Annotated in this window: 14 protein-coding genes; 6 read left to right on the top strand and 8 right to left on the bottom strand. The window is 71.1% G+C overall.

Going from position 1 to position 10,353, the window contains the following annotated elements; genetic code table 11:
• Positions 1-358: 358 nt before the first annotated feature.
• The gene (locus ACWEN3_RS32260) at positions 359-1,009 is read right to left on the bottom strand and encodes a DNA-3-methyladenine glycosylase (RefSeq protein WP_452977987.1); all 651 of its coding nucleotides are present in this window, start codon (positions 1,007-1,009) and stop codon (positions 359-361) included.
• 99 nt (positions 1,010-1,108) lie between these two features.
• Between ACWEN3_RS32260 and ACWEN3_RS32255 the strand changes: the two genes are divergently transcribed.
• The 4 genes from ACWEN3_RS32255 (at position 1,109) to ACWEN3_RS32240 (ending at position 3,714) form a co-directional block, all read left to right on the top strand.
• Entirely contained in the window at positions 1,109-1,891 is a 783-nt protein-coding gene (locus tag ACWEN3_RS32255) for a sporulation protein (protein WP_452977985.1), read from the top strand.
• 45 nt (positions 1,892-1,936) lie between these two features.
• Positions 1,937-2,470 (top strand): YbhB/YbcL family Raf kinase inhibitor-like protein, encoded by a 534-nt coding sequence (locus ACWEN3_RS32250; RefSeq protein ID WP_452977982.1) that lies wholly within the window; start codon positions 1,937-1,939, stop codon positions 2,468-2,470.
• Between the two features lie 168 nt (positions 2,471-2,638).
• A complete protein-coding gene (locus ACWEN3_RS32245; RefSeq protein WP_452977979.1) occupies positions 2,639-3,145 on the top strand; it encodes an HNH endonuclease in 507 nt (168 codons plus the stop codon).
• A 197-nt stretch (positions 3,146-3,342) separates the two neighbouring features.
• The gene (locus ACWEN3_RS32240; protein ID WP_452977976.1) at positions 3,343-3,714 is read left to right on the top strand and encodes a peptidoglycan-binding domain-containing protein; all 372 of its coding nucleotides are present in this window, start codon (positions 3,343-3,345) and stop codon (positions 3,712-3,714) included.
• 99 nt (positions 3,715-3,813) lie between these two features.
• On the opposite strand, the gene ACWEN3_RS32235 is transcribed toward ACWEN3_RS32240, so the two are convergent.
• From ACWEN3_RS32235 to ACWEN3_RS32225, 3 genes are all read right to left on the bottom strand, one after another.
• Complete coding sequence (locus ACWEN3_RS32235; RefSeq protein ID WP_452977973.1) at positions 3,814-4,767, bottom strand: SPFH domain-containing protein; 954 nt, start codon at positions 4,765-4,767, stop codon at positions 3,814-3,816.
• Between the two features lie 111 nt (positions 4,768-4,878).
• Positions 4,879-5,310: an NfeD family protein gene (locus tag ACWEN3_RS32230; RefSeq protein ID WP_452977972.1), complete on the bottom strand. Its 432-nt coding sequence runs from the start codon at positions 5,308-5,310 to the stop codon at positions 4,879-4,881.
• A 71-nt stretch (positions 5,311-5,381) separates the two neighbouring features.
• The gene (locus ACWEN3_RS32225; RefSeq protein ID WP_452977969.1) at positions 5,382-6,173 is read right to left on the bottom strand and encodes an ABC transporter ATP-binding protein; all 792 of its coding nucleotides are present in this window, start codon (positions 6,171-6,173) and stop codon (positions 5,382-5,384) included.
• A 151-nt stretch (positions 6,174-6,324) separates the two neighbouring features.
• On the opposite strand from ACWEN3_RS32225, the gene ACWEN3_RS32220 reads away from it, so the two are divergent.
• Positions 6,325-7,113: a hypothetical protein gene (locus ACWEN3_RS32220; protein WP_452977967.1), complete on the top strand. Its 789-nt coding sequence runs from the start codon at positions 6,325-6,327 to the stop codon at positions 7,111-7,113.
• Between the two features lie 135 nt (positions 7,114-7,248).
• Here ACWEN3_RS32220 and ACWEN3_RS32215 read toward each other — a convergent pair whose 3' ends face one another.
• From ACWEN3_RS32215 to ACWEN3_RS32200, 4 genes are all read right to left on the bottom strand, one after another.
• Complete coding sequence (locus ACWEN3_RS32215; protein ID WP_452977964.1) at positions 7,249-7,488, bottom strand: chaplin family protein; 240 nt, start codon at positions 7,486-7,488, stop codon at positions 7,249-7,251.
• Positions 7,489-7,670: 182 nt separating this feature from the next.
• Positions 7,671-7,916, bottom strand: coding sequence for a chaplin (locus tag ACWEN3_RS32210; protein ID WP_452977961.1), 246 nt, complete (start codon positions 7,914-7,916; stop codon positions 7,671-7,673).
• 171 nt (positions 7,917-8,087) lie between these two features.
• Entirely contained in the window at positions 8,088-8,729 is a 642-nt protein-coding gene (locus ACWEN3_RS32205; RefSeq protein ID WP_452977959.1) for a response regulator, read from the bottom strand.
• Positions 8,722-9,867 carry a GAF domain-containing sensor histidine kinase gene (locus ACWEN3_RS32200; RefSeq protein ID WP_452977956.1) on the bottom strand — a complete coding sequence of 382 codons (1,146 nt, stop codon included), beginning with the start codon at positions 9,865-9,867 and terminating at the stop codon, positions 8,722-8,724. The genes ACWEN3_RS32205 and ACWEN3_RS32200 overlap by 8 nt, the downstream gene beginning before the upstream one ends.
• 227 nt (positions 9,868-10,094) lie before the next feature.
• Here ACWEN3_RS32200 and ACWEN3_RS32195 point away from each other — a divergent pair.
• Positions 10,095-10,353 (top strand): SDR family NAD(P)-dependent oxidoreductase (locus ACWEN3_RS32195; RefSeq protein WP_452977953.1); only part of this gene is annotated, 259 nt, incomplete at its 3' end.

The raw sequence follows: 10,353 nt of genomic DNA, 5'->3' as shown, positions 1-10,353 counted from the left end.
GCTGTTGAGTTCTCAAGGAACGGTCGCTTCCTTTGTACTCACCCTCTCGGGCTTTCCTCCGGGCTTCCCTTCGGTGTTTCCGACTCTATCAGATCCTTTCGGCGTCCGATTCCCGGTCGGCGGGATTGTCTTGGGGTTTTCGACTTTCGCCGTTCGCCCTTTCGACATTCACTACGTTAGCTCATTCTCTCGGCGACTCATAATCGAGTCCCTCGAGTTCGAATTCGGGCGCGCGGACGCGTCGAAAACGACCCCGTAGAGGGGTTGGACTAGGTAGTGGGTTGGCCGCTCCGGCTGCAGGCGATCGCCGTACCCGGTTCAGCGGCTCGGGCTACATTACGCACCTTGCCGAGGCGAGTCAACTTCGTCGGCGCCTCGGGACGTGGGCCCGGTACGGGCTCACCGTCGGGTCGTCCGCGGCCCAGTAACGCCACGGATGCGCGTCACCGTTCCCGCCCTCGCCGGCGACTCCCGTGCGCGGGCCGTTCCGTACCTGGTCAGGCGAGACCGGGGTGCCGGTCAGCATTCTCAGCGGGGTCTCGCCGGAGGCGCACGCGTCGGTGCCGTCCAGGGCTCGGTCGATCCCCAGGGCCGTGGCGAGACGGGCCGGCCCCTTGGCCAGTTCCTTGTCGCTCCGGGCCGAAAGTCGACGTTTGCGGGCCAGCTCGGTGCCCTCCACTACCTCCCCCGCGCGGAGCAGGACGGCGCTCGCCCTGCCCTCGGGTCCGCAGACGAGGTTCATGCAGTGCCACATGCCGTAGGTGAAGTAGACGTACACATGACCGGGCTCACCGAACATCACCTCGTTGCGGGCGGTGCGACCGCGGTACGCGTGCGACCCCGGGTCGTTCGGACCGTCGTACGCCTCGACCTCTGTAAGACGTACCGCGATCGGGCCGTCGGGGGTCGTCCGGACCAGGATGCGCCCCAGGAGGTCGGGCGCCACCTCGAGAACCGGGCGGTCGAAGAAGTCTCGGGGCAGTGGCTTACGGTCCGGGGGCGCGATCATGCCCTCCGAGGGTAGTCCAGGCGGGTCGGGGTCCCGGCGGAACCGGCCGCGGGCGGATCGCGTATGTAGGGGCGAGGTCCGTTCGTAAAGGGAGAGTCAATGGCGTTCAAGAAGCTGCTCGCGAGCCTCGGGGCCGGCGGGGCCTCGGTCGAGACGGTGCTGACCGAGGTCAACGTCGTACCGGGCGGTGTGGTCCAGGGTGAGGTGCGCATCCAGGGCGGGTCCGTGAACCAGGACATCGAGGGGCTGTCCGTCGGTCTGCAGGCGCGGGTCGAGGTGGAGAGCGGCGACGAGGAGTACAAGCAGAACATCGAGTTCACCAAGGTGCGGCTCGGTGGTGCCTTCGAGCTCCAGGCGAACGCCGTGCACGCGGTGCCGTTCGGACTGGAGATCCCCTGGGAGACGCCGGTCACGATGATCGACGGGCAGGCGCTGCGCGGGATGCACATCGGGGTGACGACCGAGCTGGCGATCGCGCGGGCCGTGGACTCCGGCGATCTGGACCCGATCAACGTGCACCCGCTGCCGGCGCAGAAGGCGATCCTGGACGCCTTCATCCAGCTTGGCTTCCGCTTCAAGAGCGCGGACATGGAGCGCGGCCACATCCGGGGCACGCGGCAGCGGCTGCCGTTTTACCAGGAGATCGAGTTCTTCCCGCCGTCGCAGTACCGGGGTCTGAACCAGGTCGAGCTGAGCTTCGTGGCGGACGAGCACGCGATGGACGTCGTGCTGGAGATGGACAAGAAGCCGGGTCTGTTCAGCGAGGGCTCGGACACCTACCGCTCCTTCCAGGTGGGTCAGTACGACTGGCAGGGGACCGACTGGGCGGCTTACCTCAACCAGTGGCTGTCCGAGGTCGGCAGCAGGCGCAACTGGTTCTAGGCTCGGGAACTGCTGGTTCCAGATCATCGATCAGGAGGTACCGAGGTGACCGAGCACAAGCGGCGGCCGCTCCCCCACGACTTCCACCCGCCCGTGCCGTCGTTCACGGTGACGAGTGCGGATGTCGAGGAGGGCGCGACGCTGAAGGGCGCTCAGGTCCACGCGGAGGGCAACACCTCGCCGCAGCTGCGGTGGGAGGGTTTCCCGCCGGAGACCAAGAGCTTCGCCGTGACCTGCTACGACCCGGACGCGCCGACCGGCAGCGGGTTCTGGCACTGGGTTCTGTTCGACATCCCGGCCTCGGTGACGGAGCTGCCGGCGGGTGCGGGCGGCGGCAAGTTCGAGGGGCTGCCCGAGGGCGCCGTGCACGCGCGGAACGACTACGGGACGAAGGACTTCGGCGGCGCGGCTCCCCCGCCCGGGGACGGCCCGCACCGGTACGTCTTCACGGTGTACGCGGTGGACCAGGAGAAGCTGGGTCCGGACGCGGACGTGTCTCCGGCGGTCGTGGGATTCAATCTGCGGTTCCACACGATCGCGCGTGCCCAGCTCATCGGTGAGTACGAGAACAAGGGCTGACCGCTCGGTACGAATTCAGCCGAGCGTTCATTGAACGTTTGCCCGCCTCCGGTCTTGGAAGTGATCGGAGGCGGGCATTTTTTATTGCGTTGTCCATCTCGGCGCGCCCGTACAGAGTTGATCCGAGCCCGCCGGGGGGTGGGCAGGTGCGCACGGGAGGTGGGCTGGATGCGGGACACGCTGGTGCTGAACGCGAGCTTCGAGCCGCTGTCGACGGTGACTCTGAACCGAGCCGTCGTCCTGGTGCTGCAGGACAAGGCGGTCGTCGAGCAGGCCCATCCCGAACTGCGGATGCGCGGCGCCGATCTGGACATACCCGCGCCCCGGGTGATCAGACTGTGCCGCTATGTGCGGGTGCCGTTCCGAAGACAAGCTCCCTGGTCGAGGCGGGGGGTGCTGGTCCGGGACCGGCACCGGTGCGCCTACTGCGGGCGCAGGGCGACGACCGTGGACCACGTGGTGCCGCGGTCGCAGGGCGGGCAGGACACGTGGCTGAACACGGTCGCCGCGTGCGCGGAGGACAACCACCGCAAGGCGAACCGGACTCCTGTGGAGGCGGACATGGCGCTGCTGCGGGAGCCGTTCGAGCCGACTCCGGCCGACGCGATGCTGCTGGCGCTGGGGCAGGAGGAGTTCGACTCGCTGCCGCAGTGGCTGGTGCAGCCGGCGGCGTAGGGCGTCGTCAACTCCCGGTGTACCGCGGAAGTTGCAGGAACCGCGGGCGTACGGCTGCCGTTGCCCGTCGGGGTCAACCCGGTGCGGGACGACCGGCCGGGGGCCGCGGCCGTAGCTTCTTGCACGGCATCGCGGGTCGACCGGGGGACCCGACGGGGGGACCCGGCCCGCGGCGTGCCGGAAGGGACGACCACGTCATGAGCAAGATCGGCCTGCGTACCCGCGCCGCCCTGTCGGTCACCGCCGTCGCGGCGGCGACGCTCGGGTTCTCCGGGATGACCGCCGGGGCCGCCCTGGCCAACACTCACGCGCCCGTCATCGGGTACGGCTCCTCGGGCCACGGTGTGTGGTGCGTCCAGCGCATCATCAACCGCAACTACCCGGGGGCGCTGAATGAGGACGCGCAGTACGGCACCTACACCAAGGCGTGGGTGAAGTACTTCCAGGAGCACCACGGGCTGACCGGCGGCAACGCGGACGGCGTCGTGGGGAAGAGGACCGGTTCCAAGCTGCTGGCCTCGATCGGCGGGGACACGTACTGCTACAAGTACCTGCCCACCCTGAACTGACCGCCCCTTCCGGTGCGCGCCGACCGCGCGTGCCGGAGGGAGCACCGCGGCCCGCCTTCCTCGGGAGGGCGGGCCGTTCGGCGTGCTGGGTGGGTGCCGTCAGTCGATGTGCGGCTTCTCGCGGCGCTGGTCCGGGACGCTGCCGGAGCCGCCGCCGTTGTTGCCCGAACCGCCGCCCAGGGGGCCGAAGTTGCCCATCGCGCCGGAGAGGCCCTTGAGGGCGTCGCCGATCTCGCTGGGGACGATCCAGAGCTTGTTGGCGTCGCCCTCGGCGATCTTCGGGAGCATCTGGAGGTACTGGTAGGACAGGAGCTTCTGGTCCGGGTCGCCGGCGTGGATGGCCTCGAAGACCGTACGGACGGCCTGGGCCTCGCCCTCGGCGCGCAGGGCGGCGGCCTTGGCCTCACCCTCGGCGCGCAGGATCTGGGACTGCTTCTCGCCCTCGGCGGTGAGGATGGCGGCCTGGCGGGTGCCTTCGGCGGTGAGGATCGCCGCGCGCTTGTCACGGTCGGCGCGCATCTGCTTCTCCATCGAGTCCTGGATGGAGGTGGGCGGTTCGATGGCCTTCAGCTCGACGCGGTTGACGCGGATGCCCCATTTGCCGGTGGCCTCGTCGAGGACGCCGCGCAGGGCCGCGTTGATCTCCTCGCGGGAGGTCAGGGTGCGCTCCAGGTCCATGCCGCCGATGATGTTGCGCAGCGTGGTGACGGTGAGCTGCTCGATCGCCTGGATGTAGCTGGCGACCTCGTAGGTGGCGGCCCGGGCGTCGGTGACCTGGTAGTAGATGACGGTGTCGATGTTGACGACCAGGTTGTCCTGGGTGATCACCGGCTGGGGCGGGAACGGTACGACCTGTTCGCGCAGGTCGATCCGGTTGCGGATGGTGTCGATGAACGGGACCACGATGTTCAGGCCCGCGTTCAGGGTCCGTGTGTAGCGGCCGAAGCGCTCGACGATGGCCGCGCTGGCCTGTGGGATGACCTGGATGGTCTTGATCAGGGCGATGAAGACCAACACCACCAGAATGATGAGGACGATGATGACCGGTTCCATCGTGTACCCCGTACCCCTCTCCGCCTCGGCGCCTTCGGCAGATCTCGTTGTCGTTGAGGATCTTGCTCGTCGAGTCTGACAGACCGTTGCCCAACTCGTGGGCAGGATGCCTCAGATGACGATGGCGGTGGCCCCTTCGATGTCCACGACGTCCACCTCCTGGCCCACCTCGTAGGCGCGGCCGGTGTCGAGGGAGCGGGCCGACCAGATCTCTCCGGCGAGCTTGATACGGCCGCCGGCGCCGTCGACCCGCTCCATCACGACGGCCTGTCTGCCCTTCAACGCCTCGATGCCGGTGGCGAGTTGGGGGCTCTGCCGGCCGTGCCGCGCCGCGATGGGGCGGACGACGGCGATGAGGGCGACGGAGACCACGACGAACGCGAGGACCTGGATGACGGTGTCGAAGCCGAGGCCCGCGACGACCGCGGCCGCGACGGCTCCCACCGCGAACATGCCGAACTCCGGCATGGCGGTGACCACGAGCGGGATTCCGAGCGCCGCCGCGCCGACAAGCCACCACACCCATGCGTCGATGTCGTTCACAGGGTCATCGTAGGGCCGTGCCCGGGCGGCGGACAGGGCGCGAAGGGGAGCGGGCCCGGCTCGGGGAGGGGTCAGGACAGGGGCAGGCCCTGGGCGGTCCAGCGCTCGCCGACCTGCTCGACGACGAGCGGGAGGCCGAAGCAGAGGGAGAGGTTGCGGGAGGTCAGTTCCAGCTCGATCGGGCCGGCGGCGAGGACCTTGCCCTGACGGATCATCAGGACGTGGGTGAAGCCGGGGGCGATCTCCTCGACGTGGTGCGTGACCATGATCATGGAGGGGGCGATGGGGTCGCGGGCGAGCCGGCCGAGGCGGCGGACGAGGTCCTCGCGGCCGCCGAGGTCGAGGCCGGCGGCGGGCTCGTCGAGCAGGAGCAGCTCGGGGTCGGTCATCAGGGCGCGGGCGATCAGGGTGCGCTTGCGCTCGCCCTCGGAGAGGGTGCCGAAGCGGCGCTCGAGGTAGTCGCTCATGCCGAGGCGGTCGAGGAAGGCGCGGGCGCGCTGCTCGTCGACGTCGTCGTACTCCTCCTGCCAGCCGGCGGTCATGCCGTAGGCGGCGGTGAGGACCGTCTGCAGGACCGTCTGGCGCTTGGGGAGCTTCTCGGCCATGGCGATGCCGGCCACGCCGATGCGGGGGCGCAGCTCGAAGACGTCGACCCTGCCGAGGGTGTCGCCGAGGATGGTGGCGGTGCCCTTGCTGGGGAAGAGGTAGCTGGAGGCGACGTTCAGGAGGGTGGTCTTGCCGGCGCCGTTCGGACCGAGGATGACCCAGCGCTCGCCCTCCTTGACCGACCAGGAGACCTGGTCCACCAGAGCCCGGCCCTCGCGGACCACGGATACGTCCTGAAGCTCCAGAACATCGCTCATGAGCGCGTTGTCTCCCCTTGCAGTGTGGCCGGTCTCGGCTGGTCGCGTACGCCTGTGGCTCGGTCCGCCGCGCCTGTGGGCGCAGCCCTTATGAAATCTACGCCACGAGCGTCCCGCTCCATTCCATCGGTCCGGTCCTTAGGGTGGGGGCATGCTCACGGAACCGCGTTCAGGACGCCTAGCCGCTTGGGGAAACGCCCTTTTGGCCGGACTTGTCTCTCCGGATGACGCCGCGCTCGCCATCGTGGGCGAGGACGCCGTGCACCGGGTGGAGGGGCTGCCCGGGGAGTCCGCGCCGGTCGGGCTCACGCTCGCGCTGGGGCGGCTGCGGACCCTGGGGGCGACCGGGCTGCGGGTCGCGCTGCCGGCGCCCGGCCATCCGCTGGGGCTGAGCGGGCCCCCCGAGTTCAATGCGCGGGCGCTGGACGCCGAGGAGGCGGTGGTCTGCTTCGGAGCCGCGTTCGGGCTGGTGCCGGCGGTGTCCGAGGCCGGGCCCGAGGGCGATGTGCATGCCGGGGTGGTCTGGCAGGTGCTGCCGGTGCGGGAGGCGCCGCCGGCCGATGTGCCCTCGCTGGGTGAGGCCGAGCGGGAGCTGGCGGAGGCCCTCCGGGAGGCGACCGAGGTGCTGTCGAAGCTGGACGTCGCCGGATCGGGGCCGGTGGCGGAGGCGGCGATCGACGCGTACCGGGCGCGGGCCGAGCGGGGGCGGGAGGTGCTGGCCCCGGGGTATCCGCCGCGGGCGGTACGGGTGCTGGAGCTGGCGCAGCGGGTCGCCCTGCTGATCTCCCTGGCCCATGGCACCGGGCACGGGGCCGCGGTCAGCTCTGCGGAGATCGCCGCGCGCTCGGAGGCGCTGCGTCCGGTGGAGCGGACGGCGCGGCGGGCGCAGGTGGCGGCGTACAACTCGATCGTGGAGGAGCGGGAGCGCGGGGTGCGCTGAGAGGCCGAGACGATGAGAGGCGGGAGCGCCGGGTGCGCTGAAAGGCCGAGGCGAAGAGGGGCGGGAGCGCGGGGGCGCCGAGAAAAGCTGAGGGGCTCCTCAGGTCGTCGGTGCCTGAGGAGCCCGCGGTGCTTCTCAGCCGTTGGCGGCCCTGTTGCCGAAGGCCGGGTTCAGCAGGCCGATGACGTTGACGCTGTCGCCGACCACGTTCACCGGGACGTGCACCGGGACCTGGACGACGTTGCCCGAGGCGACACCCGGGGAGTTCACGGCCGCACCCTCGGCTCCCGAGCTGGCGACGGCGGCACCGGCGGACGCACCGGCGGCGATGCCGGCGACGGTCAGGGCGAGGGCGGCCTTCTTGGCGATGTTCATGGGACAGCTTCCTCCTGCGTGTGCTTTTCCGACCCGGCCGTGGGCCGTGTCCTGGATCAACGCGGGAGTGGCCGACGGGGTACGGCGGGCGGGGTTTGAGCGCCCGTTCGGTGCATTCGGATGACAACCTGACAGGCCTCCCGGCGGGGCCGGGAGGCCTGGGGCTCACGGTCGGCGGTGGCTCAGCGGTTGAGGCCGAGGTTGCCGAAGGCCGGGTTCAGCAGGCCGATGACGTTGACGCTGTTGCCGACCGCGTTCACCGGGACGTGCACCGGGACCTGGACGACGTTGCCCGAGGCGACACCCGGGGAGCCCGCGGCCTGGCCGCCGGCCCAGGCGCCGTCCGTGGCGGAGGCCATCCCGGCGCCCGCGGCCACCAGACCCCCGGCCACCATCGTCACGGCCGCCGCCTTCTTCAGCTTCTTCACTTTCCAACCCCTCCTGGACGTTCACCGCGGCGGTTCGCCGCAGCACGCACTGGAGAACGGCGGAGATCACCGGAGGATGCGCCATCCGGGTGACATTCCCACGACGGTATGAATCTCAGCCCGGGCCGGAACCTTTCCGGGTCGCCGAGGGTGATCCGTGGGGCAGGCGTTTCAGCCGGTCACACCATGGCGCACGGCCCACAGCGCGGCCTGGGTGCGGTCGGCCAGGTCGAGCTTCATCAGGATGTTGGAGACGTGCGTCTTGACGGTCTTCTCGGACAGCACGAGGGCGCGGGCGATCTCCCGGTTGGAGCGGCCGTCGGCGATCAGGCCGAGCACCTCGCGTTCCCGCTCGGTGAGCGAGCCCCCTCTGCCCTGACCGGAGCCGGCCTCCTCCTGGGAGAGCAGGGCACCCGCGACCTCCGGCTGCAGCAGGACGTGCCCGGCGTGCACGGAGCGGATGGCGCCGGCGAGGGCGTCGGGGTCCACGTCCTTGTAGACGTATCCGGCGGCGCCCGCGCGCAGGGCCGGGACGACCGTGCGCTGCTCGGTGAAGCTGGTGACGATCAGCACGCGCGCGGGGTTGCCGAGCTCGCGCAGCTTGCGCAGGGCGCCGATGCCGTCCATGCCCGGCATCCGGACGTCCATGAGGATGACGTCGGGCCGCAGTTCCTCGGCGCGGGCGACCCCGTCGGCGCCGTCGGCCGCCTCGCCGACGACGGCTATGTCGTCCTGCACCTCCAGGAAGGTGCGCAGGCCCCGGCGGACGACCTGGTGGTCGTCGACGAGCAGCACCTTGATGGGCTCAGCCACCGGGGGCCTCCATCTCGATCGTGGTGCCCTTGCCGGGCGCCGATTCCACGGCCAGCGTGCCGCCGACCCCGCTCGCCCGGTCCCGCATGGAGACCAGGCCCAGGTGCCGTCCGGCGCGGCGGACCGCCTTGGGGTCGAAGCCGCGGCCGTCGTCGGTGACGCGGAGCACGGCTCCGTGGCCGCGCCGCTCCACGCGTACGTCGACGTGTCCGGCGTCCGCGTGGCGCAGGGCGTTGTGCAGTGCCTCCTGGGCGACCCGGAGCATGGCTTCCTCCTGGGCGGCGGGCAGGGCGCGGAAGCCGTTGCTGGTGAAGGTCACGCGCGCGGTGTGGGCGCGGTCGAGCACCTGGGTCTGGGTGCGCAGGGTGGCGACCAGGCCGTCCTCGTCCAGGGCGGCGGGCCGCAGCTCCACGACGGCGGCGCGCAGTTCGTCGGTGGCCTCGGCGGCGAGCACGGCGACCTGGTGGAGCTCTCCCTTGGCGCGCGCGGGGTCGCGGTCGACGAGGGCGGCCGCGGCCTGGGCGGTCAGGCGCAGCGAGAACAGCTTCTGGCTGACCGCGTCGTGCAGCTCGTGGGCGAGGCGGGAGCGTTCCTCGGCGATGGTCAGCTCGCGGCTGCGCTCGTACAGGCGGGCGTTGGTGAGGGCGATGGCGGCGTGCTGGGCGAGGATGGCGAGGAGTTCCTCGTCCTCTTCGGTGAAGCCGCACCCTCCGTCCGGCTTGGGGCGGTTCTTGTTGGCCAGGAAGAGCGCGCCGATGACCTCGTCGCCGTCGCGGACGGGCAGGCCCAGGAAGTCGGCCAGCTCGGGATGGGCGGCGGGCCAGCCCTCGAAGCGGGGGTCCTTGCGCACGTCGGCGAGGCGCTCGGGGCGGGCCTCGTGCAGCATCGCGGCGAGGATGCCGTGCTGGCGGGGCAGCGGGCCGATCGCCTTCCACTGGGCGTCGCTGACGCCGTCCACGACGAACTGGGCGAAGCCGCCGTGGTCGTCGGGCACTCCGAGGGCGGCGTACCGCGCGTCGAGCAGCTCGCGGGCGGAGGCGACGATCGTCTTGAGGACGTCGCGCACCTCCAGATGCCTGCTCATGGCCAGCAGCGCGGAACTCACCGCGGCGAGGCCGGACCGGGGGCCGTGACTCATGTCCTCACGGTACCGGCGGGGTGTGACAGGGCGGATCCGCCCGGTGGCGGCCGGGTCCGGTCCTCGGGACCTAGACCGGTCGGGGTAGGTCCCCGGGCCGGGGGCGGGCGGCGTACGCCGAAGGACCCCTCCGCTTTGCGGCCCGCGTCCGAGGCGGCCGGGGAGGTGCCGTTCCTACGTTGATCCCACCGCCCGTGGGGGCGGTGAGCGACGAGGGGACGGTAGTCATGCCGGTAGCGGTCATCACGGGGGCCTCGAAGGGTTTGGGGCGGGCGCTCGCCGGGGCGCTGGCCGGGCGCGGCTGGGATCTGGTGCTCGACGCGCGGGGCGCGCCGGCCCTGAAGGAGGCCGCGGAGTCCGTGGCCGGGCACGGGACCCGGGTGGAGGCGCTGCCCGGGGACGTCACGGACGCGGGGCACCGGGCCGCGCAGGTGGCCGCCGCGCGGCGCCTCGGCGGCCTGGACCTGCTGGTGAGCAGTGCGAGCG

It is taken from the genome of Streptomyces sp. NPDC004561, from assembly GCF_053602155.1.
This window is presented reverse-complemented; position numbering and strand designations above follow the sequence as displayed.